Annotated in this window: 24 protein-coding genes; 10 read left to right on the top strand and 14 right to left on the bottom strand. The window is 42.0% G+C overall.

All coding sequences use genetic code 11. The annotated features are described in order from the left end of the window. Nucleotides 1-102: 102 nt before the first annotated feature. The 3 genes from HBHAL_RS02025 to acpS all read right to left on the bottom strand — a co-directional run bounded on the left by HBHAL_RS02025 (nt 103) and on the right by acpS (nt 3122). Complete coding sequence (locus HBHAL_RS02025; protein ID WP_014641672.1) at nt 103-1122, bottom strand: LolA family protein; 1020 nt, start codon at nt 1120-1122, stop codon at nt 103-105. Between the two features lie 42 nt (nt 1123-1164). Next, nucleotides 1165-2694, bottom strand: coding sequence for an NAD(P)H-hydrate dehydratase (locus HBHAL_RS02020; protein WP_014641671.1), 1530 nt, complete (start codon nt 2692-2694; stop codon nt 1165-1167). Nucleotides 2695-2765: 71 nt separating this feature from the next. Beyond that, on the bottom strand, nt 2766-3122 hold the full coding sequence (gene acpS / locus HBHAL_RS02015; RefSeq protein WP_014641670.1) for a holo-ACP synthase: 357 nt from the start codon (nt 3120-3122) through the stop codon (nt 2766-2768). A gap of 128 nt (nt 3123-3250) precedes the next feature. On the opposite strand from acpS, the gene HBHAL_RS02010 reads away from it, so the two are divergent. Continuing rightward, on the top strand, nt 3251-4021 hold the full coding sequence (locus HBHAL_RS02010) for a rhomboid family intramembrane serine protease (protein WP_014641669.1): 771 nt from the start codon (nt 3251-3253) through the stop codon (nt 4019-4021). 735 nt (nt 4022-4756) lie between these two features. Here HBHAL_RS02010 and HBHAL_RS02005 read toward each other — a convergent pair. After that, nucleotides 4757-6229: a DEAD/DEAH box helicase gene (locus HBHAL_RS02005; RefSeq protein WP_014641668.1), complete on the bottom strand. Its 1473-nt coding sequence runs from the start codon at nt 6227-6229 to the stop codon at nt 4757-4759. Between the two features lie 231 nt (nt 6230-6460). Here HBHAL_RS02005 and HBHAL_RS02000 point away from each other — a divergent pair, with 231 nt between their 5' ends. The 4 genes from HBHAL_RS02000 (at nt 6461) to HBHAL_RS01985 (ending at nt 9326) form a co-directional block, all read left to right on the top strand. Then, a complete protein-coding gene (locus HBHAL_RS02000) occupies nt 6461-7375 on the top strand; it encodes a DMT family transporter (protein WP_014641667.1) in 915 nt (304 codons plus the stop codon). 67 nt (nt 7376-7442) lie between these two features. Continuing rightward, a complete protein-coding gene (locus tag HBHAL_RS01995) occupies nt 7443-8300 on the top strand; it encodes a DegV family protein (protein ID WP_014641666.1) in 858 nt (285 codons plus the stop codon). 175 nt (nt 8301-8475) lie between these two features. Then, nucleotides 8476-8862: a hypothetical protein gene (locus tag HBHAL_RS01990; protein ID WP_041601157.1), complete on the top strand. Its 387-nt coding sequence runs from the start codon at nt 8476-8478 to the stop codon at nt 8860-8862. Beyond that, the gene (locus HBHAL_RS01985) at nt 8859-9326 is read left to right on the top strand and encodes a flavodoxin (protein ID WP_041601156.1); all 468 of its coding nucleotides are present in this window, start codon (nt 8859-8861) and stop codon (nt 9324-9326) included. Before HBHAL_RS01990 ends, HBHAL_RS01985 begins: the two co-directional genes overlap by 4 nt. Before the next feature lie 681 nt (nt 9327-10007). On the opposite strand, the gene HBHAL_RS01980 is transcribed toward HBHAL_RS01985, so the two are convergent. From HBHAL_RS01980 to HBHAL_RS01965, 4 genes are all read right to left on the bottom strand, one after another. Next, nucleotides 10008-11288 (bottom strand): MFS transporter, encoded by a 1281-nt coding sequence (locus tag HBHAL_RS01980; RefSeq protein WP_014641664.1) that lies wholly within the window; start codon nt 11286-11288, stop codon nt 10008-10010. Nucleotides 11289-11311: 23 nt separating this feature from the next. After that, entirely contained in the window at nt 11312-11998 is a 687-nt protein-coding gene (locus tag HBHAL_RS01975; RefSeq protein ID WP_014641663.1) for an alpha/beta hydrolase, read from the bottom strand. Between the two features lie 94 nt (nt 11999-12092). After that, nucleotides 12093-12479: a YppG family protein gene (locus HBHAL_RS01970; protein WP_014641662.1), complete on the bottom strand. Its 387-nt coding sequence runs from the start codon at nt 12477-12479 to the stop codon at nt 12093-12095. A gap of 97 nt (nt 12480-12576) precedes the next feature. Then, nucleotides 12577-12858 carry a glutaredoxin family protein gene (locus tag HBHAL_RS01965; protein ID WP_014641661.1) on the bottom strand — a complete coding sequence of 94 codons (282 nt, stop codon included), beginning with the start codon at nt 12856-12858 and terminating at the stop codon, nt 12577-12579. Between the two features lie 362 nt (nt 12859-13220). Between HBHAL_RS01965 and HBHAL_RS01960 the strand changes: the two genes are divergently transcribed. Continuing rightward, nucleotides 13221-14318: an SDR family oxidoreductase gene (locus HBHAL_RS01960; RefSeq protein WP_014641660.1), complete on the top strand. Its 1098-nt coding sequence runs from the start codon at nt 13221-13223 to the stop codon at nt 14316-14318. Between the two features lie 105 nt (nt 14319-14423). Here HBHAL_RS01960 and abc-f read toward each other — a convergent pair whose 3' ends face one another. Beyond that, nucleotides 14424-16292, bottom strand: coding sequence for a ribosomal protection-like ABC-F family protein (abc-f, locus tag HBHAL_RS01955; protein ID WP_014641659.1), 1869 nt, complete (start codon nt 16290-16292; stop codon nt 14424-14426). 268 nt (nt 16293-16560) lie between these two features. After that, nucleotides 16561-17025, bottom strand: a complete 465-nt coding sequence (locus tag HBHAL_RS01950) for a MarR family winged helix-turn-helix transcriptional regulator (RefSeq protein WP_014641657.1) — start codon at nt 17023-17025, stop codon at nt 16561-16563. Between the two features lie 167 nt (nt 17026-17192). Between HBHAL_RS01950 and HBHAL_RS01945 the strand changes: the two genes are divergently transcribed. Further along, entirely contained in the window at nt 17193-17804 is a 612-nt protein-coding gene (locus tag HBHAL_RS01945) for a class I SAM-dependent methyltransferase (protein ID WP_014641656.1), read from the top strand. Nucleotides 17805-17858: 54 nt separating this feature from the next. On the opposite strand, the gene HBHAL_RS01940 is transcribed toward HBHAL_RS01945, so the two are convergent. From HBHAL_RS01940 to HBHAL_RS01925, 4 genes are all read right to left on the bottom strand, one after another. Further along, a complete protein-coding gene (locus HBHAL_RS01940) occupies nt 17859-18782 on the bottom strand; it encodes a YegS/Rv2252/BmrU family lipid kinase (protein WP_014641655.1) in 924 nt (307 codons plus the stop codon). Between the two features lie 182 nt (nt 18783-18964). Next, nucleotides 18965-19522 (bottom strand): hypothetical protein, encoded by a 558-nt coding sequence (locus HBHAL_RS01935; protein ID WP_014641653.1) that lies wholly within the window; start codon nt 19520-19522, stop codon nt 18965-18967. A gap of 32 nt (nt 19523-19554) precedes the next feature. Beyond that, entirely contained in the window at nt 19555-19788 is a 234-nt protein-coding gene (locus HBHAL_RS01930) for a hypothetical protein (protein WP_041601154.1), read from the bottom strand. Between the two features lie 415 nt (nt 19789-20203). After that, nucleotides 20204-20866, bottom strand: a complete 663-nt coding sequence (locus HBHAL_RS01925) for a DUF4396 domain-containing protein (RefSeq protein ID WP_014641651.1) — start codon at nt 20864-20866, stop codon at nt 20204-20206. Between the two features lie 272 nt (nt 20867-21138). Here HBHAL_RS01925 and HBHAL_RS01920 point away from each other — a divergent pair, with 272 nt between their 5' ends. From HBHAL_RS01920 to HBHAL_RS01910, 3 genes are all read left to right on the top strand, one after another. Then, nucleotides 21139-21591 carry a MarR family winged helix-turn-helix transcriptional regulator gene (locus HBHAL_RS01920; protein WP_014641650.1) on the top strand — a complete coding sequence of 151 codons (453 nt, stop codon included), beginning with the start codon at nt 21139-21141 and terminating at the stop codon, nt 21589-21591. Then, on the top strand, nt 21588-22970 hold the full coding sequence (locus tag HBHAL_RS01915) for an MATE family efflux transporter (RefSeq protein WP_014641649.1): 1383 nt from the start codon (nt 21588-21590) through the stop codon (nt 22968-22970). Before HBHAL_RS01920 ends, HBHAL_RS01915 begins: the two co-directional genes overlap by 4 nt. 1041 nt (nt 22971-24011) lie before the next feature. Then, a complete protein-coding gene (locus tag HBHAL_RS01910) occupies nt 24012-24683 on the top strand; it encodes a hypothetical protein (protein WP_014641648.1) in 672 nt (223 codons plus the stop codon). Nucleotides 24684-24691 lie beyond the last annotated feature (8 nt).

Here is a 24691-nt window from a genome sequence, read left to right as displayed (position 1 = left end):
CCATATCTTTCTATTATTGAACGTGCGAGTTCCCCTGTCAATGGCGTTCCTGCAGCTGCAAGTAAAAATAAAAGCAGACCGTTAAGCCTGCTCCTTCCATGGTTATTTCACTGCTGTACTATTAATGGAGCTTGCCACTGAAACCATTTCAGCTTGCGTTAAGTCATTGCTTGCCAGCTGATACGTTGTACCATTCTGGCTCCACTCCAGACGATTATTTTCCATCGCTCCAATAACACCATCAGCCAACTGGACAGGCTCTCCGTTTACCTGTACAGAATATTGGGCGCTGGCGGGCTGAACCTCTGCCTTTTCTTGAATAAGAGTAAAGCTCTTATCCCCGCCGTATGTCATAATAACCCGCTTGCCATCCTCTGTCTTAACTTCCTGCTCTTCAGCAAGATCTGCCCCATACGTTTCCTGAGGATAAAGAACTTCTGCCATTTCGGTTCCTTCCATACTTGCTACCGGCACTTCAGAAGGAGCCATAGCCATATTCTTATCTACGTCGAAATCTTCTTTCTTCAAGGATTCATCTTTTGCGAAATTAGCAAACTGGACTTCTACCAGAGCATTCATATCTTGATCAAAAACTTTGACCATCACAGGCTGGTAGGATTTTTTATCGAAATAGATCTCCTGGTAAGGTAATGTTTTATTGTTCTGATAGTTTGTTTTGGTCTTAAATTTAAAATGATTTTCAGTAGCGCTGAACTCAGCATCTCCATCGGCCTGAATATCTTTCAGTAAAGAAGCATAAAGGTAAGGCTGGCTTGTATTTTGCGGCCACTCACTCTGGAATTTAAAGCTCTTATTCAGGGCCGGGGTTAAGACGTAGACGCCGCTGTCATTTTTCAAAATAATCTGGCTACCTTTTTCATCCTGATCATTTTCAAGCTTTACTCGATAGAAATCGTCCTTCTTATGCCAGACTTGGATATGATATTTCTGCTCCTCTTCCCCTGTACGCATTTTCATATTGGCTTCTGTCTTATATCCGGCCATTTCTTCCGATTGTTTTTCAAGTTTCTTCATAACATCTTCTTTTGATTGCGAGCCACAAGCGGTTAACGCTCCAAGGACCAGCATGGTGAACAATATGATGAGAAAACGTCTTTGCATAAGACTCAACTCCTTTGTCTCTACTGAAGGACAAAGGGAACGTTATGCTTTGGATGGCGCAGAAAATGTACGAAAGGTTCGGGATAAACCTTCAACCAAATCCGAAGCGAGCAGATCAGTCTTCGAATGTTCCTCCTGAATCAAAAAATCAGCGGTCGAACCATGAATGACACAGCCATTACTTAAGGCGTTGAGAATATTCTCTGACTGAAGCATCATTCCAAATAGAACTCCAGACAGAACGTCTCCACTTCCGCCTTTCGCAAGACCGGCATTACCGGTCATATCGACCCGCTGCTCGCCATCTGGAGCAGTAATAATGGTGTAAGGACCTTTCAAAACGAGATGCACCCCGTAAGCAGATGCGAATTCACGGCTTAAGCGAAAAGGTGATTGCAGGATTTCTTGAATAGGTACACCCGTAAGGTAAGCAAATTCTCCAGGATGAGGGGTTAAGACCGTAGGCAGGCTCCTGTTTTTTAAAGCGTTAAGCATAGATTTCAGCGCATAAAGACCATCTGCATCAATTAATAAAGGACCTTTACATTCTTGAAGCATATGCAATACTAGTCCTCCAGCTTCTTCATGGCGTCCAAGCCCCATACCAATCGCAGCCCCGTCATACTTTGATAATTCAGGGGTCGCTTGTCCGGTAATCATTCCTTCTTTCTCTGCCAAACCTGAAAAAGTTGCTTCCTGGACATAAGAAGTAACGGAAGGAATAATACTTTCAGCTGTTGCAATGGTAAGCAGACCCGTCCCACTTCTTAACGCCGCTCTTGCCGCCATAGCAATAGATCCCGGCATATAATAGGAGCCTCCTGCCATTACACCTTTCCCATGTTTGCCTTTATGAGAATGACTTACTCGCTTGGGCATAGTCTGCTTAACGTCCTTCACACTCCATAAATACCGCTTAACTTCCGGAAGTTTTTTTACAGGAAGTCCAATTTCTACGACGCTCCACTCTCCGTAATAAGGGGTGGTGTGCTGCAGAAAAACACTGACTTTCGGAGCTTCGATAATGGTGGTGTAGTCGGCATTGAATGCATCAAAATCGTGTACACCTTCTCCAGCTGGGAGACCTGTCGGAAGATCAATCGCTAATCTAAGCGCTTCATGCTCATTTGCTTTTTCAACAATTTCGGCTAAAGGGGACCTCAGACGTCCTTCTACACCAATCCCAAGCATCGCATCAATAATGACGGCTGCCTGGTATAGGGAAGGCAGGAATTCTTCCATACGGGAAAATTTCTTCAGCTCAAACCCTGAGTTTTCAAAAATATTCCGGTGGGCTTCTGCGTCCCCTGAGATTTTTTCATCAGGAACGACCTGCCAGGCTTCCACCTTGTAGCCTCTGTTCAAAAGCGTCCTCGCAATGACGAAACCGTCTCCGCCATTATTTCCGGCTCCTATGAGCACTATAATCTGATCTTCACGCTTAATTCTAGGCTCCAAATCATCAGCTGCCGAACGACCGGCACTCTCCATTAACATCTTTCCATCAATCCCAGTGGACTCAATGGCCACCTGATCCCTTTCGTACATTTCTTGTGCGGTTACAATATCCAAAAGGTTCCCTCCTACCCGCATTACAATGTTATGAGACAAACTATGTAAATATGTCAGATCTATTCCCGCTCTTATCTCTCTTCTAACACCACTTGAGCAACAGCGTGCGTAGTGCTGTGGCTGATCGACAACCATATGTGCAGATTTTCAAAACCCTGAACCTTCATAGACGGAGCTCCTTTGCCATCAGATAAAATTTCAATATGCTGAAAACTCAAAGAACCAATACCTGTCCCCAGGGATTTAGCCAAGGCTTCTTTAGCTGCAAAACGTCCGGCTGCATATTCAATCTGCCGCCGTTCATTCAAATCTTTAAAACGCTGGTACTCTCGCTCCGTTAAAATTCTTTGAATAAGTCGAGGCTTTCGCTTTATACTTTGTTTAATACGATCCATTTCAATGATGTCAATTCCAATACCTCTGATCACATAAGATCTTCCTTTTCAACTGAAGTAGTAACAGTATACCCGAATTTTATGCCGATAAAAATGGATATGAGATTCCCGGCCCGTCATAGTATGATAGTAGGAACGCAACTAAAAGGAGAATAGCCCCTATGTTTGTCAGAACAGAAAGCTTCAGAGAATTTCTCAAATTCTATCCCATTGTTTCCACACTTGTTGGTATTCATCTCTTGTTGTGGATATTAATCGATTTTCTCCAATTCGGATTCGCGCTGGACCTCCTCCGCTTTGGAATTGGAGTTAACGTCTTAATCCTGGAAGGAGAATATTGGCGGCTTGTCACCCCAATTTTTCTGCATGCAGGGTTTGCTCATGCATTATTTAATTCCTTTTCACTTGTCTTATTTGGACCGGCCCTTGAACAGATTCTTGGTAAGTTTAAATTTATCTTTATGTATTTGTTCGCAGGGATCGTAGGGAATCTTGGAACTTTCATTGTAAATCCAGACGCATATTACCAGCATTTAGGAGCTTCCGGTGCCATCTTTGGAATTTTTGGCGTCTACGTCTTTATGGTGCTTTTCCGCAAGCACCTAATCGATCAGGCCAACTCACAGATCGTCATGGTTATTTTTATATTAGGTTTGTTCATGACATTTACACGACCTAATATCAATGTACTCGGCCATTTATTTGGATTGATTGGCGGGTTCGCCATTGCTCCCACCATTCTCCGAAATGCAAGACCATTTTCGATTTGGCAGCAGCGTACCCGTACTTCAAGTCAGTCAAGCGGAGACATTTCTTTTAATCCTAATCGCTGGAAGAAGCGGCGGTTCCCTTGGAAAAAATACGGTGGTTACGCATTTTGGTTTGTGATTATTTTTCTTGTAGCGGTAGCCCTCTTCGGCCGGGTACTTTAAATGATAACTAGGTTCTTAAAAAAGCCTCTCCCGACTAAGGAGAGGCTTTTTTACTAAACTTCGTTAAAGAATTGTTTGTTACAGATAAGCTCCCGTTTGTGGAAGACTCAGTTTCGAGATATCTAGTGAGAGAGTTAGGCCCTGCGGGGAACGACTCGCTTTCCGTGGGCATGTGCTGAGCCTCCTCAAGCTAAAGCTTTCCGGGGTCTCACCTATCATGTTGATCCCACAGGAGTCTCCCCGTTCCCCTCCGGACCTGGCCGAATCAGAAACTCGAAACAGCTTCATCCTTCACCTGCTTGAGAAGAAATAATCCCACGGGCTTTATATCCTTTTTCAGGTTGGAACTATGCGGGGTAACCTGTTATATAAGCATTTCGGGCGGGATAAGGAGGATAGAATACTCTCGTTCCGAAGTGTCCGTTCGCCCTAATAAAGTTGGATTGGTGGAGAAATGGCGAGACTCCCATGGGAGAAGGAATCAGGAGAGATCCCGCAGGGAGTGAAACGAGCGAGGAAGCTCACCGTTCCCCCATAGGAAAGCGAGTTATTTCCCCACCAAACCTATACCTTTTAAGTAACGGACCAGGATTTATCTCGAAATCGAGTCTTCTATAAACCGGCCCATTAGTGGAATAACCTAATTATGAAAAAACACAATAAAGAGAGAATAAAACATGTTTTCCATAAAAAAAGGTCAGACCCTGTGAGGGTCTGACCTTTTATCATTATGAGTTATTTAGCGTTTGAGTTACGTCCTTTGTTCTGGTAACCACGGTTGCCGCCTTTTCCGTTGAAGTTACGGTTGCGGGATTTATTCTTCGAGTTGTAATTGCGGTTTCCGCCTTTACCATAATTCTTCTTACCTTTACTGCGCTGAGCATTTTTCACGCTGATCGGCTGTACGGAAGTCAAGCTGACAGGTACTTCGCTGCGCTCTTTCGTCATCATCTTAAGAGCTGCCGCTATGATATCAGAAGAATCATATTGCTCAAGCAATTCGTTAGCTGAATGCTTGTAATTCTTAAGGTCGTTTGCACCAAGAGATTCTACAAGCTTGTCAACCGCTACTTTTTGCTGGCCGCGGGAAGCTTCTTCAGAAGAAGGAACTTTAAGACGCTCCACTTTTTTCTTCGTAAGCTTCTCAATCAAATTAAGCTGGTCTTTCTCACGTGGTGTTACGAAAGAAATAGACTCACCTTTACGTCCCGCACGACCTGTACGTCCAATGCGGTGAACATAGCTTTCAGGATCTTGAGGGATATCGAAGTTATACACATGTGATACTTCAGAAATATCCAGACCACGAGCGGCTACGTCTGTAGCTACCAGAATTTCAATACGTCCACGCTTGAACTTGTTCAACGTAGACATACGCTTACCTTGAGTCAGGTCTCCGTGGATTCCTTCTGCGCTGAATCCACGCGCTTGTAAACCGTCCGCTACCTCATCTACACGGCGCTTCGTACGACCGAATACAATGGCAAGAGCAGGGTCGTGAATATCAAGCAGGCGAGTCAATGTGTCAAATTTGTGTTTCTCAGGGATCTCCACAAAGTATTGCTCGATATTTTCAACGGTCATTTCTTTTGATTTAACTTTTACTTCTTCAGGGTTATTCATTAAGGTTGTCGCGATATCACGAATTTCCTTAGGCATCGTAGCTGAGAAAAGCAGCGTCTGACGCTCTTCAGGAAGAGCTTTTAGGATGTCACGAATATCCTCGATGAAACCCATGTTCAGCATTTCGTCTGCTTCATCCAGTACAGCCGTGTGTACATTTTGAAGCTTTATAGTTTTACGGCGAATATGGTCAAGTAAACGTCCCGGTGTAGCTACGACAATTTGATTTGTCTTAAGAGACCGGATTTGGCGTTCCATGTTCGACCCACCATAAATTGGTAGTGCGCGAACTCCTTTAACTTTACCAAGGCGGTTCATCTCTTCTGCGACCTGGATAGCCAGTTCACGAGTTGGAGCTACGATCAATCCTTGAACGGATTTGACCTGCTTGTCAATTTTCTCAAGCATCGGAATACCGAATGCTGCTGTTTTACCTGTACCTGTCTGAGCTTGACCGATCACGTCTTTGCCTTCCAGCCCTAGAGGTATTGTTTGTTCTTGAATCGGTGTGGTTTCTTCAAAGCCCATATCATCTAAAGATTTTAGAATTGGGTTTGATAAGCCTAGTGAATTAAATGTTGTCACTTATTTCATACTCCTTTTTTATATAAAATCATATATAACTTATATGCCTATAAACATGTGAAAAAAGCCTTCCGCCACAGAAATCGGGAGAGGCTCCTCTGGTGTCTGCCTAATAGATTCATTCATCATAACATACATAACACAGTTAATTCTACACATTTCTCCTATGCTTTTCAATCCGAAGAATGATAAAATGAGTGCACAACTGTTGTTTACCAGAGGAGGGGTTTAATGAATAAGCCTCCAATTCATCCATATATAATTTTATTCATAGGGGTATTATCCATATCTACAGCAGCGATTTTTGTTAAATTGGCTGGTGACGCTCCGGCATCGATTGTAGCTTTTTTCCGACTTTCGCTGGCTGTGCTTATTATGTCCCCTTATGTATTATGGAAACATTTTGATGAAATCAAACAAATTAATCAAAAAGATTGGATTATGGCTGGTTTATCCGGGGTGTTTTTAGCGTTTCACTTTATCTTATGGTTTCAGTCCCTGTCTTACACTTCTGTTGCAAGTTCGGTCGTTCTCGTTTCGCTGCAGCCAATTTTTGCTTTTATCGGGACTTTCATTTTCTTTAAAGAGCGTTTCACAATCGGTGCGGTTTTAAGCCTGGTCATTACGATAACAGGAAGTGTCATTATAAGCTGGGGCGATTTTCAAATTAGCGGCTTGGCTCTTCTCGGAGACATCCTGGCCCTTTTAGGAGCATTTATGGTTACCGGCTACTTCCTGCTGGGTCAGAACTTGAGAAAACGTCTTTCTCTTATGACTTACACTTTTCTTGTCTATGGCACAGCTTCTGTTACTTTACTGCTTTACAACCTTATTTTAAATCAATCATTCACCGGTTACAACGGCTCTCAATGGCTAATCTTCCTTGCACTGGCTATCATCCCGACTTTCTTCGGTCATTCCTTGTTTAATTGGATTCTGCGCTGGATCAGCACTTCAACGATTTCAATGGCCGTTTTACTGGAACCGATTGGTGCAGCTATTCTTGCTTATTGGCTGTTGAGCGAACCTGTTACATGGTCCCAGTGGCTTGGAGGCTCCATTGTACTCTTTGGACTGATGATGTTTATTTTCAGTACGACGAAAAAAGTTAAACCCAAAATTACGCATGCCCATCAAAAACAGTAATTAGAAGATGTCTGTTATAATGATAGAAAAGTAAAGATGTACCATTACTTGAGAGCAGGTGAAGAGATTGACCATACAACTTTTGATTGATGGAGGGGGAGACCTTCCCGACTCCATGAACGATCAACATTCCATCAAAAATGTACCTTTGAATATTCATTTCGGCGATGAACATTATAAAACAGGTGAGACCATTGATCTGCCTACTTTTTATAAAAAACTAAAACAATCAGAAGAATTGCCAAGATCTTCTTCTCCAAGTCCGAATGACTTTTATGAAAAATATAAAGAAGTAGATCGCGACGCTCCTATTCTGGTTCTCGCACTTACTCAGGGACTGAGCAGTACGTACGAAAGTGCTGTAATGGGGATGGACATGCTTCTTGAGGAAGACCCGGAACGCCAAATATCCGTGCTGAACACAAAAACCGCTTCCTGCGGCATAGCCCTGCTCGTCCATGAAGCCAACAGGAAAATCGCAGAAGGGCTGGATTTTGAAGCTCTGGTATCTCATATGGAAGAACGTATCGAAAAAACCACTACGTTATTTATTCTAAAAACGCTTGAAAATGTTATAAAAGGCGGACGTCTTGATCGAATGAAAGGTACGATCGCCAAGACATTGAACATTAAACTACTTATGAAAGCCAGTGATGATGAAGGAGCCGTAGAAGTCACGGAAAAGGTTCGCGGAAACAAGAAATCTATCCGCCGCTTCGTTGACCAGATTGGTGAGTATGCCCATAACTTAGAAGACAGAGTCATTGCTTTATCCCATTGCAATGATGAAGCAAGAGGCCGAAAAGTTCTCGAGGATATAAAAGAACGTTACAATCCTGAAGATAGTTTATTTATGGAAACGGGTCCTCTCATCTCGACTTATGCAGGAGAAGGTGGATTAGTTGTTGCTTTCTTCAGAGATTAATAGATTAACCAATAGCTGCGGAGCATCTGCCCCGCAGCTTTTTTTATTGGACTTTAAGAATGAAACTTGAGGTCATGCCCCTCCCTATGACTACATCCAAAAAGCAGACATTTGATTGACAATGATAATCATTTTCAATTATAATTTAACCATCTTCTAATAAAGGGGAATGAACATGAAAGATTGTCTTATTGTTACACGAGATTTCACTTATCATAGAGGTCCCGGCAACCCCAATAAATGTCTTCATTTTAAGAAAGGAGAGTTAATGTATATAGGCGATGACCATCACTACGTAGAGTCAATAGGCTGGCTTGTCTCTTTACACACGAACTCGCAACCTCCCTTCTTCATTCCTTCCTCTTATTTAGAGGAATATTACTTGAATAATTTGTATATGTACTCGGATATCGCGCTTTCCATTAACTATCATCAACTAAAAGTGGATCAGTCCCTGGATAGACGCGATGCGGAGCTTTTTCAATATCATTCCGCTCAGTTGAGTTACTGGGATCAGCTAATGAACGGATCCAATGAAAAACAAAAGGCTGGTTCTCTATGAATTCTATCATGATAGGATTTGCAAGTATGTCTGGGAATACAGAAGAAATAGCGGACGTGCTCAAAGCTCATCTGGAAAACTGTGGTTTTCACGTAACACTAGATGAAATTGACGAGATAGACCCTCATGAGTTTAAGAATTATTCCGGAGTATTACTTGGTTCCTACACTTGGAACGACGGGGACCTTCCCTACGAGGTGGAAGAATTTTATGAAGATGTAACAGAAACGGACCTAACCGGGTTCCCTATAGCTGTTTTTGGTTCAGGCGACTCCATTTATCCTCATTTCTGCGAAGCTGTTAACCAGCTGGAGAGTGCATGTCAGGAATCAGGGGCGGTAATTGCATCTACTTCTCTTAAAATTGAACATTATCCTGAGAGTGATGAGGATTTATCAAGATGTGAAACCTTTGCAGCAGAATTTGCACTCTTCCTTAAAGACTCTATCAAATCTCTAAGTTGAACTCACAGTTATGCTCCCGTTTGTGTAAGATTTGATTTCGAGATAGTTATGTCCGTTACGTAAGATGGATAAGGGTTGGTGGGGAAATAACTCGCTTTCCTATGGGGGAACGGTGAGCTTCCTCGCTCGTTTCACTCCCTGCGGGATCTCACCTAGTCCCTTCTCCCATGGGAGTCTCGCCATTTCCCCACCAACCCCACTATAATGTTGCGAACGGACCCTTCCAGAAGAGGAAAGTTTTTCTCCTTAATCTGTATGAAATGCTTTTATAACAGGCTATTGTGCATCGTTATACCCTGAAAATAGGTACAGAACCACCTGGTCTAATTCCTTACGATTTAAAGTGGTTTCGAGCTTCTGATTTGGGCAGGTCCGGAGGGGGATGATGAAGACTCCTGCGGGATGAACATGATCGATGAGACCCCGGAAAGTCAAAGACTGAGGAGGCTCAGCACATGCCCGCGGAAAGCGAATCATCCCCCACAGGACCTTTCTTCTCATAAAATATCTCGAAACTGAGTCTTCAACTATACGGCCCTATACTTTAATAAATCTCTTGTAAAAGTCAACTTAACAGACTCTTCTTAACACCACGTCTTCTTTAGACCATGCAAAAGTCATTCCAAGACGGCAATAAAAAATCCCAGTTCCGGTTTTTCAACCGGAACTGGGTTCTGTCAATCAGCCGTGATAGTCTTCATATTTAGGCTGCGGAGAACTCAAAGCCAAAATTCCGGCTGTTACTGGGAACGCAATCGTTAACAGAATGACTTCCTGGTAACCTCCAAGCCAATCATAAAAAATGCCAAACGGAAGCGGACCTAAAGCAGATCCGATAACCATGACAGTCTGTGCGAGTCCTTTAATGCTTCCCAAATGTTCACGGCCAAAATAGTTCGGCCAAACAATGCTCAGAACGATTCGTTCAAATCCATTCACAAATCCCCACAATACACCAAAAGCTACAGCGAGCCACCAAGTATCTGTAAATAACAGAAGCAGTAAAGTAAAAATATGACCAAAGAAAGTGATAGCCAATATGTAATGTACTTGGAATCGGTCCACTAAGTATCCCGTCAGGAATGTAACAGGGAAGCCGATAATCGCCATTAAAGTCAACACCATCGCAGCGACTCCCGTATCAAGGCCTCTTAAGCCCATAATGGATACAATATGAAAGGTAATAGCTGTATTGACAAGAGCCGGTACGATTACACAAAAAAGTATAAACCAGAAAGCTTTCGTAGCCATAGCTTCTTTTAAGGTCCAGCTTTTTTCATTAACTTCTATATTGGGATTCGGATCGTCACCGTCTTTAACAGGCTTTGGATTTCCATCCGGTACTTCTCCAACCAATTTAGGCTGGTTGCGGACAAAAAAGAATGCCACGGGCACAAATACAATCAATAATAGGGCGCCCCATATTCCCCAGGCTGCTCTCCACCCTGCTGTTTCAATCATCCATGTATTTAAAGGCGGCATTAAGGCTGAGCTCGCGAATCCGCCAATCGCCATCACACTCAGCGCGCGGCCTCTCTTTCGAATAAACCATTGAGGAACCAGGGTGTTGGGAATTAAAGTCATCGAACCCTGACCAAATAAACGAATCATAAAAAAGCCGAAAAACATCATGATCGGACCTAACAAGAAGGCGTTCCAAAACAACGCCATGGATAAGAAAATTCCTACCACAACCATCATCGTTCGCTGACCAAATCGATCGACCAGCCTCCCCATCATGAATAAGGCAAACCCGGCACACAAGGTTGCACCTGAGTATATACCTGAAACGAGGGAGCGTGAATAACCAAAGTCCTCAATATAGTAATCTATGAAAATAGAAACCGAATAGGTTTGACCCGGCCCTGAGAAGAACACGCTAAGCCCCGCAACCGCAACGATGATCCACCCATAATAAAATGAAGTTTGAAGGGGTGCTTTTGTATTTTTGTGTTTCGTCATTTAACTGCACCCTTTCTCTAAAATCAGTCCAAAAATTCTAATACCGTATCGAAGAGCTCGTCCTTATCATCTCCATGACAGATTAAATGCTTGGAATTTTTAAGGAAGACCAGCTCTTTTTCTTCAGCTGGAATTTCTTCATCGAGGAATTCCGCCGTTTTCTTCGGTACCATTCCATCCAGTTCACCCTGAATGATCAGCACTGGACATCTCACCTGCTTTAAGTAAGGTCTGGTGAACTGCACGCATTTCATAAATTCGAATGTGGAGAACAAATAGGTTTGCTGTAATTTTCTCTGGTATCTTGTGAATAGTTCATTGGAAGCCAGCGCCCCCTTCCAGGCATCTGCAAACATTTCATAAATGTCTTTGTACATTTGCGGCAGGCTCACATATTTCCCTGCAGCCGAGAGTAATACAAGACGGTTAATTCTATACTTAGCCGTTAAATAAGCAGCAATCATCCCTCCCATAGAGAACCCGATTATGACAATGGTATCGTTTCTCTCCAACAAGTCTAATAATGCAAGCTCCGCTGTGGCAATCCATTCCTGGTAGTAATGCCCCTGGAGATCCAATTCTTCCCCATGACCGGGCAAAGTTGGGTTGGAAATCTCCCAGGTAGTTCGTCCACTTAAAAAATCTGCAAGGGGCTGAACTTCCTCAGGACTTCCCGTATAGCCATGAATACATAAACAACCAATGCTCATTATCCGCGCCTCCACTATTATTTCGCTATGCGAAATATTATATCACACGACTTGATCCATAAGAAAAAACACGCGCCCGCAAAGAGGAGCGCGTTTATTTGAAGCCTTTTACAAACGTGCCGATGCCTTTGACGATCGGCGAAACCTGCTGAACCGTTTTCACTACCTGACCCGTGGTCGACATCATTTTATCAAAATCCAGCTGCCCATCCTCATTTTGAAAATAATTCATAACGCCCTTTGGAATCGCCCCTGCTTGGAAGGAAGGTGTTTCAGGATTTCCATTTTCAGTATATCCTGTGTAGCCGTAACTATACGGAAAAGGATTTTGAGGTACATACGCATTTTGGTTATAACCATTATTATACCAGCCGTTTATATTCCCCTGGTTTTGGTATGCACCCTGATAAAAAGCAGGATCATAAGGATAAACAGTCGATTGACGGGACCAGTCATACCATTGTTGATAATAGGGATACATGGATGTTCCACCTTCTTGACGTGTTTACTTCAGCCTATGTTGGAAAGCTGAAAAAGTGTAAAAAAAAGCAAGTGATCCATGAGAATCACTTGCAGAATTATGAATAATTCATCATATCAGAATCTACAAAACGTTCAGTGGACTGGATTCCCAGCGCTCGTTTTAACTTTCTTTCTTGAAAGCCCAAGATTTTCTCCTGATTTACAAATGTTGCTGGCGTTCCATATATCTTCATATTTTGAAGTTCTTTAAAGTGATCACGGTTAGTGGATACATTGCGCTCTTCATAATCAATTTCCCATTCTGAGAGTTTGGCTACCACCTGATCGCATTTTGCACAGTTCCTGCTCGTGTACACCACAACTTCCTGGTCACTCATAGCTGTCCCTCCTCATTACCTTTGCGTCTCTCTTTATTACTTTTCGGTTACCCTTTTATTACAGTTTCAAAACCACCTATTATGATAGAATGTACCTATAAATATGTAAAGGGGAGAACATACTCCCCCCTTTAATGGTTACTAATAAGCCAGCATCTCTTCAAATTGGACGAACATGCTGACGAAATCAAAACTCTTTTGTTTAGCTCAAATTACGGTGAATAAGTGTACAGGCGTCACAGCGCATCTAGTCTTAAAGATTCCCACATCTTTTTTCGATAAACGATAACAGGCGTTGAAGAAGGAAAACCTGACTCAGCTGACGAATGGATAAAATAACCACTTAATAGGAGATGATTGATTTGGCGAACACCTATGTGTGTACAGGGTTTCCAGGGTACCTGGCATCCAACATCGTAGAAGAGCTGTTTTTCGAAGGGTATCCAGTAGACAAAATTTACTTAATCCACTTACCTGAAATGGAAGGATTAGCTGAACAAAGGGTGGCAGAATTAGCGAAGGAAATTTACGTAGACAGGCAGAAAATCGAGCTTGTATCAGGAGATATTACGAAGCCAGAATTGGGACTTGATCCTTCTTTACGTGCAAAACTTGAAAGGGAGACCACTCACTTCTTCCATCTAGCTGCACTCTATGATTTGGCTGTTTCTCTTACAAAAGCATGGCGTGTGAATGTACAGGGAACACGGGAGGTAAACCAGTGGCTTCGCAGCTTCCTAAAGTTACAAAGGTATCTTTATTTTAGTTCAGCCTATGTCTCAGGAAAACGGGAAGGAAAAATATATGAAGACGAACTTACTCATCAAGAAGGTTTCAAGAATCATTATGAATATACAAAATATGAAGCTGAAAAGCTCGTCGCATCAGAAAAAGAGCATCTCCCTATAACCATCATCCGGCCAGGGATTGTCGTGGGGCATTCAAGAACGGGAGAAACACTTAAATTCGACGGACCCTACTTTGTATTAAACATGCTGGATCGTTTCCGTACACTGCCGGTCATCCCTCAATTTGGAAAGGGAGAGGCAAAGGTTAATTTAGTACCTCAGGATTATGTAATTAAAGCCAGTATTTATTTGGTGCATATTCAGAAAAGCGAAGGAAAAACGTATCATTTAACGGACCCCGATCCTTACACAGCTCGAGAAATTTACCAATTATTTTCCGATATCTATCTTAATCGCCGTCCTAAGCTTAATCTTCCAGGAACGGTGGCCAACCAAGGGTTACAGATTCGTTCAATTAGAAAGAAACTTGGCATTCAGAAAGAAGCGATGGACTATTTCCTTACCCAAAGTGAATATGACTCGACTGAAGCTCAGAATGACTTACAGGGTTCTTCCATTACCTGCCCAGACTTAACGTCTTATGTGCAGACACTTATCGATTATTACGGCCGTCATAAACACGACCAGCGAAAACACACGTCCCTGCTTTAAAGAATCATCCCCATTTTCAAGCTGTAAAAAAGCCTCGAGCGTCTGCGCTCAAGGCCTTTTTATTCCATATCCCGACTTTCTTACGAGCCATCTTGGACCTATGCTTTATTCTTCCATCCACTGTTCATAAAGCTCCTCAATCTTTTCATTCAACTGATCCTTTTCCACCTGAAGATTCATTAATTCCTCTACATTACTCTCTTCTGCCATTTGACTTTCAAGCCGTGTTACTTCTTTCTCTAAATCTGCTATGGACTCTTCGACTGAAAAATTCTGTTTGGTGTCAGGTGGGTGGTTTCTTGGCTTCTCTGCCTTTGAAGAAGATTCTTTTCTAACATATTTCATCTGCTGCTGAGCCAGCAGTTCCATCCAGTGCTTCCTGGTTTCATCATACGAACCTATATATCTATAGATTTTCCCGCCTGAAAGATAAGCTGTATCTGAAAAGCATTGATTTAAGAAATACCGGTCATGAGACACTCCTAGTACGGTACCTTCGAATTTTTTAAGTGCCTCTTCAAGTACTTCCTGAGACTCGATATCCAAATGGTTGGTTGGCTCATCCAATATCAATACATTAATACCTTTATGCATAAATACCGCAAGCTTCAGCCGCATTTGTTCTCCGCCGCTTAAATGACGGATTTTTTGAAAAACATCATACCCGTAGAACATAAAAGCGGCAAGCATGTGACGAGCTTCTCCCTCCGTCACTCTGATCGAATTTCGAAAATAATCAATCATCCGCTGATCACGATCCGCTCCCATTAATGGGTTTTGAGGCAAGTATCCTATCCTGATCGACGGTCCTGTTTTGATTGATCCTTCTTCAGGTTCTTCCTGTCCGAGTAATAAGCGCAGTAAAGTGGACTTCCCGCTTCCATTCGCTCCCACCAGAGCTAATCGATCCTGATTTCTTAAATGAAGATGAACACCATTCAAAATCGTCCGAGCCCCATAAGTTTTTTTGACGCCTTCAGCGACAAGTATATCCTTACCGGTTCTTCCCTCTGCCTGGAGAGCAAGGTTCATCTTTTTGGGATCAACCACCGGTTTATCCATTTTTTCCATCCGCTCCAGGGCTTTCTCCATACTCTTTGCCTTTTTAAATAATTTAGGGTTTGTTGGATTAGCTTCATTAGCCCATTGTCTAAGGCGGCGGATCGCTTCTTTCATTTTTTTAATTTTTTTCTGCTGTTCCTGATACTGGTGAAATTCTGCCAGCAGCTTCTCTTCTTTTTGCTTCTCAAAAGAGGTATAGTTTCCTTTATAAGTTTGAATGTCTCCAGATTCTAAATCCATAATATCGGTAACCGTGTGATTAAGAAAAGAACGGTCATGGGAAATCATGCACACAGAACCGTCATACTGCTGCAAGTATTCCTCAAGCCATTCGATGGCCTGTAAATCCAAGTGGTTCGTTGGTTCGTCCAGCAGTAACACATCTGGCTTTTCCAGTAGGATTCGAGCCAATCCAAGCTTTGTTTTCTCACCGCCGCTCAACTGAGAGAAAGGCTGGTCCAGGAGATCTTTAACTTTCAGACCATTAGCCACTTGGCTGATGGATGATTCGATTTCATAACCGCCTGCCTGAGTAAATCGTTCTTGAATTTCTCCGTATTCCCTAAGGGATCGTTCCATCTGTTCAGGATCCAGCATCTTTTCTTCCAGCTTCTGCATATCATTCTTCATTTGCAGCAATTCTCCAAAAGCCGCTTCCAAGTAAGCTCTACCTGATGATTCCCACTCTTCAGGAATTTGCTTTAAATAGCCAATAGTCAAGTGTTTTCGGATGAAAACATCCCCGCCGTCGATGGATTCCTCTTTAGTAATTAAGCGGAATAAAGTGGATTTACCACTCCCGTTCCGACCGACAAGCCCAACTCTCTGCCCTTCATTCAATTCAAAGTTAAGGCATTCGAACAGTACTCTGCCGCCGACAATTTTATATATATCTTTCAATGTAATAAGCATTTTATTTTCCTCCTAAAGACAAAAAAAGCCAGAGGTCCCGTACCCTCTGACTTCATTGCGCATTGGTATAATCAGATATGAGACGTTACATGTTATTCACTATTCACCTGTAAAAATGGACACACGTGTCCATTCGACAGCTGAATTGTGAATAATTGCACGGCGGACATAGTTTAATTGATAGTCAAGCACATGCATTTGTAACATCGTCATACCCTCCTTTGCCTTTAGAATTAAGTTATAGTATAAACTATTTTCAGAAAATCCTCTAGTCCTGATTTCCTTCTGTGTTTTTACCAAGCTTTTTCAACAGTTCAATCGCTTGTACTTTTTCTTCGTCCGTTAATCCTCCGGTAATCCGTTCTATTTGCTTCCAATGATCCGGGAAGATGTCGTTCAAAAACTCCCTGCCTTTTTCTGTAATAGAAGCAAACGTAATCCGCCGGTCGTTCGGGCATGGAATCCGTTCTAAATATTCCTTCTTTTCCAGCTTGTCTACGACATACGTAATACTGCCACTGGCTAAAAGGATCTTCTCACCAATTTTCTGTAGTGGCTGTTCTCCTTCATGATACAGCAGTTCCAATACCCCAAATTCTGTCGGGTTTAATCCATAACGCTGGATATCATCTCTGACCAGGTCAGCTACGGATCGCTGTGCCTTCGTTAAAACGACAAATAATTTCAACGAGGGATCTTGTTTTTTCTTGTAGTATGACTCTTGTTCGCTCATAAACCTTCGCCCTTTCGTCCTTTTCTATAGATAAAGATAGTATAAGTTTAACAAAATCAGCATGTCAAACCATCATGAATTTTATATTTATCTATACCCTTTTTTGTGAATTTCTAAAAATATGGCATAATGAAAGGGGTTAGACGCATAGAAAGCGGTGACAAAATGTGGTTAAGAATACAGGAGAACGTGTCATTCCCGAATACTCAGACCCTACGAATAATCTTCTGCTCGAACATGCAGCAAGATACCAGTTTTCATTATCTTACATGCAAGGTCGAGTTTTAGATTTATCGTGCGGCGCGGGATATGGAACCCATATGATTGCTAAGCAATGCAAACATGTCATTGATGAAGTGATAGGAGTCGATATCGACGAGGAAATTATCCGTTACGCGAAAGGGACCTATTATCATCCAAAATCCAGCTTTGAAATACACGATGCCATCGACCCTCATTTATCCTCTCACCTGGGAACGTTCGATGTGATTGTAAGCTTTGAAACGTATGAACATATTAAAGAAGAAGAAAAACTTTTGCATAACTATTACCAATTACTCAATCCAGGTGGAAAACTCATCATCTCCACCCCTTTTGGCAAAGGCCGCGGGAAAGAATGCGGTTCCCCTTTTCATGTCCATCAGATTACTCCTCAGGAATTCAGAGATTTATTTACCAATTATGCTAAGCAGGAGTTTTTCTATCAGAATGGTGTGCTAATTGAGCCGCCCAGAGAGGATGTTTATTACCCTCTTGGTCTCGCTGTATGTGAGAAATAACAAGCCCCGGCCTTCTCCTTAGTGGAGCAGCCGAGGCTTTTGTAGTTGTTTTGCTTATTTTTCAGAAAAGGCATGCAGAGCATTTGGACCGCCGCTCAAGAATGTAAAGTGATCAGGAAGCACTTCCAGTTCAGCCGGGGTCTCTCCTTTAATTTCGCCGTCCATATCGACTTCCTGCGAAGAATCGACTTCTATTTTCACCTGTTTACCCTGAAGGTGATGCAGTTCTTGAAAACGCTCCTCATTCGCCCATGGACGTTTCATTGTCATCAGTTCTTTAAATAATTTCAAATTGGAATTTTTAACTACGAGAACATCAAGAAGACCGTCCTGTAAGTCAATGGAAGGGACAGGAACACGGCGAGTTCCGATGAATTGTCCGTTCATCACGAGAATCATGATGGCTTCTCCATCTAATTTTTCTCCATCCACCGTCACCGTAAATTCGAAAGGAGTAGCCTCATTCATCGTTTTTAAGGCACTCATGAAATAGCTCAGTACGCCGAAACGGTTTTTACTATCTTCATCAATGTTAAACGAGGCCTGAGTGACTAATCCAATTCCCCAGAAATTAATAAAGTAATAATTATTGGTCTTTCCGGCATCTAACGTCAGTTCTTCCCCTTTAATAATTGCACGTGCCGCTTGCTGCATATTCTGGGGAGTATCCAGCACACGACTGAAATCATTACACGTCCCTCCAGGGAGAACTCCTATCACAGGACGTCTTTCCAGGTCAGCCATGCTGTTAATTCCTTCATGAACAGTTCCATCGCCTCCCAGAATAAAGAGGACGTCCACTTCCGGTCCATAGTTTCTGCAGGCTTCCTTGAACTCATCAAGCGAATCCGTCTGGAGTACTTTTAGCTCCTTCACTTCCTGAGTCAAAATCGGTATCGTTTGTGAAAGGTTTGTTTCGAGTACATTGCTATCTTCATTTCCATTGTATATAAATAATCCGGTTTCATATCGTGCCATAAATGAGAACCTCCCTTTCTATAAACCCTACAGGTATGATTTACTAATTTATCACATTTAAAACCACGCCATGTTTCTCCAATTCTTTCACAAAAGCATGCGGTTCATCGACCGTTATGTACATTCGGTTAATTTTCCGCTTCAACCCCAAGTATAAATGAGCTTCCAATGGCTGCGATAATTCAAGAACATATTGAGGCTGCGCAGGGTCTCATTTGTTTTATTATTTCAAATGGAATGGAAATTTGGAAACGAAGCCCCTTTTGCAGATACAGAGAGCGGTTCCCTACATGGAGAGGAGCTTTTCTAATAGCCTGATAATCCCCGATTAAAAAAAGTAAAGCATATACATCGAGAATAGTGGCAATCCAGGCTGCTGTATGACTGAATTGCATGAGCAGGACATGGACCGCAATAATTTCAATAACCATAGCATGAATAAGCATAAGGAAAACCCCAAAGTATTCACTGTTCTTATGGTAACTGAAGGTACATTCTTTTGGAGGATAACGATCCAGATGAGGAAATAATGCATAGCGGACCGCCGATACATCTGTGGCAAGAAATCCGCTGAGTCGTTGAAAATGAACACGGTGTTTATAGGGGGCGAAAGTGATACGGTTCGCTTCAAACATCCTCCCTAAAACAAACGGGTGATTCACCTGAGCGTCTTTGAAGCTTCTTTTCCATTTGGGGAAAGTCTTTAAGAAAAGAAAAAAGATGGTAAGTTCTATCCCCACCAATGCAACCTCCACCGCAATCACTGAATAGTTCAAGGACACAAGATAGGTGCTAAAATAGATACTGTCGGCTTTCTTCTCAAAATAAAAAGAAATACAACTCCAGGAATGACTACCATCACGTCAACAATTGTTCCCCATACAAGCAAGGCATTCACTCGTCCCGTTATTTCTACTTTCTGCACCAGGAAGTTTGAAGATAAAATGAGGATAATAAAACCGCAACTGAAGTACAGAGACTTCTTATGGCTTAGCGAAATTTTCACACCCTTCTCCCCCTCAACTAAACTAACCCCTCTTCCTTGATTTTACTACAGGAATAGCAGGAGTACTACTCTACCTCCCCAGCTGGGTACAGCTCCCCAGTTTGTTTTGTATAAGCTATTCTGCCTGCTGATCAGCTGCTTCATAGCTCCTGTTCTTTACTATTTGACTTGCAGTGAGAAAGCGAACAAGTTCCATGTCAGGAAGTGTCTCGTTTACCGGCAGTCTATTAACGTCTCAACCCTTCCTGGTCCCTTTAAACTGAGCCAGATCATAACTTTTACCACCTTGAAACTTTCTTAAAGGGTTCATATAAAAAATAAAAAGACTGTCGAGTCTTTCTCGACAGTCTGAGGAGGAGTAGTGCTGCGCCTCCCTTTTGAATGTGTAATTTGCGGCTGCAATTTTATTACAATCCTACATGGCCTCTTTAATTCCTTTCTTCACAAGCCATCGATTAGCTGGATAGCTTGTAAGGAATCCAAGAATCATAGCAATCTGCATCATAAACCAATAACTTACGTCGGTAGGTTTAGGAGGCTCTGTGAATAATACAAAATGAACAATAGCCATCCATCCGAACATTCCGATTTCAAAAGCGAGCAAAGAAAGTGTATCCGCCTTTATCGCCTCTTTTATAGCGCTTGTAGCTCCAGCTTTTTTGTTCATAGGATAAATAGCGAAAAATTGAAATATAATACCGAAGATATAAGCAAGAATGAATTCTACAATATAATGAGCGAATAATACCGACCCCGCTATCGCTATGCCCGTTAGAGCTACAAATGGAACTCCGACCGCATCACCCAAGGTACAGCCTGCTGAGCAGTGACTGGTGGATGTAAATACTTGAGCTCCACTGCCGCGGTTGTCTTCCCGAACTATATCTTTTGCTTTGATACGCCCCCATTTAAAATAAGTCCAAATAGCTATCGGACCAAGAAACCACCCATTGATTGGCCAGACTACATTCATGATGGCCATCTGCTGCGGGTAACGTGTCACATCCACAATAATGACCAGTGAAGAAACCAGCCCGATTGCGAGCGCTATAATTGAAATAATCGTTAAAGTATCCATCGCAGTTCCTCCTTTATAAAATCCATTACCCCCCTTCCCTATTTCCATAAACATTGCTTCTAAAAACATTTAGCTTACTAAATATAATTGCTTGGGTTATAAAAAAAATTTCACACCACCTATTCCTGATAAGTCTGCATAAAATAGTTTAATAACTTGCTTTTTTATTGAATCACCCACATATATTCGTAATCATTTAAGCAGCCTCAATCAAATATATTTACTTCAAAATTACATTCAATTATACTATTATTCATTAGGGGGCTAAATAAATGAAACAAGACTTCAGCGACTCTCTAGGATACAACATCCATATGGTCTCGCACTTTATGCAAAATGTTTATAATGAAAAGCTCGGCGAGTACGACCTTACTCATTCTCAAGCGAGAGTGATCTATTTCCTGGCCACTTGCGGTCAACAATCACAAACTGCTTTACAAAAGAAACTATACATTAAAGCTTCCTCCATGAATGGAGTCATTGAATCCTTACTTAAACACGGAAGAATTGAGAAACAAACAAGTCCGAATGACAAACGCTCTAATTTAATCACTTTAACGAACCAAGGACGCGAACTGCATAGCACTATTCAGGAAATTATTCGAAAGATTGAGATTCAGGCAACAGAGGGGCTTTCTGAGGAAGAACAGAAAATCATGGTTACGTGGCTTAAAAAAGTCCAGAAGAATATGAAGCCCTCTGTAGAAAGGAGTGACCAACAATGAAAGAACAGAGTCAGCGTTTAGGTACACAGCCAATACCAAAGCTCCTTGCTGACTTGTCCATCCCCGCTATGATCGGCATGTTTGTTATGGCTTTATACAATGTTGTCGATACCCTGTTCATTGCAAGAGGAGTCGGTATCCTTGGGGTATCTGGCGTGAGTATTGGTTTTCCGGTCATGATGATTATGATGGCAGTTGCAGCCGCTGTAGGAATCGGGGGAGCCTCCGTTATTTCAAGAAGACTCGGGGAGAGCAAGCCTGAAGAAGCTAACCAAGTATTTGGAAATGTGTTATTTACCATACTCATTATCAGCGTGTTTGGTTTTATTAGTGCTTTCACTATTATGGAACCGCTGCTAAAACTTTTTGGAGCTACAGAAAACATTCTGCCATACGCAAAGGATTACCTGTTTCCCATTCTGCTGGGCACATTATTCTTTTCCTTTGCTTTTACAACCAATAACATTATAAGATCCGAAGGTAATTCACGCTTTGCCATGATCACCATGATCATACCTGCTGTGTTAAATATCATTCTTGATCCTATCTTTATTTTCGGACTGGACATGGGTGTTAAAGGGGCTTCGGTCGCTACTGTAATCTCACAGGGGACGGTAAGTGTGGTTGTACTTTACTATTTCCTTAGCGGTAAATCATCTTTAAAGATTAAGGTCCCTTTTTTACGTCCTCACCTGAAAGTACTTAAAGAAGTTATCACCATCGGAATGCCCGCTTTCATTCGTCAGGTATCTGGGAGCGGAATGATGATTGCCATCAACTTTATGCTTATTAAATTTGGAGGGGAATTTGAGGTAGGTGTGTTCGGCATCGTCCAGAAGCTTGCCATGTTTACGATTATGCCGATGATTGGTGTCCTGCAGGGCATGCAGCCTATTATTGGATATAATTACGGTGCTAACAACTATGATCGATTAAAAGAGACCATTCTGCTCGGCATGAAAATTGTGACCATCATATCGTTTGGGATCTTTGCCATTATGATGATCTTCCCAGAAGGACTCATGCATATCTTTACAGGAGATACCTCTACGATTGAAACCGGGGCTTATGCGATACGAATTATGTTCGCCCTCGCTATGCTAATTGGTGTTCAAGTCGTCAGCGGCGGTCTTTATCAGGCGCTTGGGATGGCGAAACCTGCGATGATTTTGTCCATGGCCCGCCAGGTTTTATTCTTAATCCCGCTCGTCTTAATTCTTCCGTATTTCTTTGGTGTTTCCGGTGTATGGCTTGCCTTTCCATTAGCTGATCTTATGGCTTTTCTGCTTTCTATTATCTTTCTATACAAGGATAGGGATTTGTTCTTTAAATCAAAGAATGAGACGCCTCCTTATGAAACGGCCCCGACATCCTTGTAAATGAAAGCACGACGTCCTTGGACGTCGTGTTTTTTATTAAGGCTCTATTAATGTTTATTTTTGATTTTTCATTAGAGGCTTATTACGCAAAAGAGCCGGTTACTGTAAGACTCAGTTTCGAGATAATTCGGGCCGTTACGATATGTGGAGAAGGGCTGGTGGGGAAATAACTCGCTTTCCTATGGGGGAACGGTGAGCTTCCTCGCTCGTTTCACTCCCTGCGGGATCTCACCTAGTCCCTTCTCCCATGGGAGTCTCGTCATTTCCCCTCCAACCCAGCCGAGTGAGAATAACGGACGCTTTTATAAGAGAGAATCTTCTCCTTTTTAATCGGTTCTAAATGCTTTTATGACAGGCTATCTCACATCGTTATAACATGAAAATAGCCTCATGATCACATGCTTTTTTCTCATTAACCAGTCGATGTCTTAAATGGTTTCGAGTTTCTAATTTGGCCAGGTCCGTAGGGGGACGGTGAAGACTCCTGCGGGATGAACATGATCGGTGAGACCCCGGAAGGCGAAGCCTGAGGAGACTCAGCACATGCCCGCGGAAAGCGAAATCGTCCCCCGGAGGACCTTCCACTCAACAAATATCTCGTAATCAAGTCTTCAACAAATGGGAGCTTTAACTTAAAATCAATATGGAAGTTTACTCAGGGCTTTTATTAAAATTCTAATCATTTCCCAACGGATTTATCATACTAGCTCCCGATTGCATACTAACACTGAGTTTAATATGGGTCGTTCGACGTTGGATGCTGCAGGGCTAAAGCGAATCGTCCCACGAAGAACTTTCACCGTAAATCTCTATTTCAAAATGAATGCTTCCAGCTTACGTTCCGATAATTTAATAGTCCGCTTATGAAAAATTAAACAATAACTTCTACTAAAATCATAATCATAATCAAGCCTTCCTTTAGATTAAGAGAAATAGTAAATTGTTATTTTTTCCAATGATTCCAATTATCATATAGCAAGGTGTGACAAATTCAGTTAAAATAAATACAGAATAGACAAAAAAAGATAAAGGATGGACCGAATGACTTATTCAGTAAACTTAATGAAACTGTTTATTCGCCGCGAAGATCATTTATTCAAATTGAGGGAAGCGGAACGAATTAAAAACGTTTGGAAACTATTATTCTTATTACTAGGTTTAACCATTTTGACCTATGTTTGGACATCCTGGATGGGTCTTGGGACTGATCCTCTATCAGATGAGATGACCACCTTAAACAGAGTGGAATATGAATTCCGAAAAGCCTGGTTCTTAATCGGTCGTGTAGCATTTGGAATTCTGTTGTATGTATTCATCTTATTTATTTCTTCTTTCTTTTTCTGGTTGTTTAATCATGTTTCTTATAAGAAGCTTTTGATTATCCAAATGAATGTCCTTTTGATCATGCTTCTTGAGCGTGTACTATGGATTCCGCTAATGGTTTATTTCGGACTTGACTGGTATGTTTCACCTTTTTCATTTGGAATTATCACTTCTTACATAACCAATATAGATTGGATTATTTATTTACTTGGCTCTATTTCCATTTTTCAATTGTTTATCATTTGGTACCAGGTGACTTGCATCTCGAGCATCTCCCCTACAAAAAAAAGGTGGATATGGACAGGTGTGGTCTTTTGGCACTTGCTTTTGTGGACCGGAACAGCAGCTCTATCCAACTATGACCTGTTTTTACACTATTTACTCAGGTAAGAAAGCAG

It is taken from the genome of Halobacillus halophilus DSM 2266 (assembly GCF_000284515.1).
GTDB classification, from domain to species: domain Bacteria; phylum Bacillota; class Bacilli; order Bacillales; family Halobacillaceae; genus Halobacillus; species Halobacillus halophilus.
This window is presented reverse-complemented; position numbering and strand designations above follow the sequence as displayed.

What these genes read in the sequence shown, in the direction of transcription:
- HBHAL_RS01965 (WP_014641661.1), bottom strand. Translation starts at nt 12,858, where the DNA reads ATGAGTGACCAGGAAGTTGTGGTGTACACGAGCAGGAACTGTGCAAAA.
- HBHAL_RS01990 (WP_041601157.1), top strand. Translation starts at nt 8,476, where the DNA reads ATGAAAGATTGTCTTATTGTTACACGAGATTTCACTTATCATAGAGGT.
- HBHAL_RS01975 (WP_014641663.1), bottom strand. Translation starts at nt 11,998, where the DNA reads ATGAGCATTGGTTGTTTATGTATTCATGGCTATACGGGAAGTCCTGAG.
- HBHAL_RS01970 (WP_014641662.1), bottom strand. Translation starts at nt 12,479, where the DNA reads ATGTATCCCTATTATCAACAATGGTATGACTGGTCCCGTCAATCGACT.
- HBHAL_RS02025 (WP_014641672.1), bottom strand. Translation starts at nt 1,122, where the DNA reads ATGCAAAGACGTTTTCTCATCATATTGTTCACCATGCTGGTCCTTGGA.
- HBHAL_RS01985 (WP_041601156.1), top strand. Translation starts at nt 8,859, where the DNA reads ATGAATTCTATCATGATAGGATTTGCAAGTATGTCTGGGAATACAGAA.
- HBHAL_RS01925 (WP_014641651.1), bottom strand. Translation starts at nt 20,866, where the DNA reads ATGGATACTTTAACGATTATTTCAATTATAGCGCTCGCAATCGGGCTG.
- HBHAL_RS01910 (WP_014641648.1), top strand. Translation starts at nt 24,012, where the DNA reads ATGACTTATTCAGTAAACTTAATGAAACTGTTTATTCGCCGCGAAGAT.
- HBHAL_RS01980 (WP_014641664.1), bottom strand. Translation starts at nt 11,288, where the DNA reads ATGACGAAACACAAAAATACAAAAGCACCCCTTCAAACTTCATTTTAT.
- HBHAL_RS02000 (WP_014641667.1), top strand. Translation starts at nt 6,461, where the DNA reads ATGAATAAGCCTCCAATTCATCCATATATAATTTTATTCATAGGGGTA.
- HBHAL_RS02010 (WP_014641669.1), top strand. Translation starts at nt 3,251, where the DNA reads ATGTTTGTCAGAACAGAAAGCTTCAGAGAATTTCTCAAATTCTATCCC.
- HBHAL_RS01950 (WP_014641657.1), bottom strand. Translation starts at nt 17,025, where the DNA reads ATGAGCGAACAAGAGTCATACTACAAGAAAAAACAAGATCCCTCGTTG.
- HBHAL_RS01915 (WP_014641649.1), top strand. Translation starts at nt 21,588, where the DNA reads ATGAAAGAACAGAGTCAGCGTTTAGGTACACAGCCAATACCAAAGCTC.
- HBHAL_RS01940 (WP_014641655.1), bottom strand. Translation starts at nt 18,782, where the DNA reads ATGGCACGATATGAAACCGGATTATTTATATACAATGGAAATGAAGAT.
- abc-f (WP_014641659.1), bottom strand. Translation starts at nt 16,292, where the DNA reads ATGCTTATTACATTGAAAGATATATATAAAATTGTCGGCGGCAGAGTA.
- HBHAL_RS01920 (WP_014641650.1), top strand. Translation starts at nt 21,139, where the DNA reads ATGAAACAAGACTTCAGCGACTCTCTAGGATACAACATCCATATGGTC.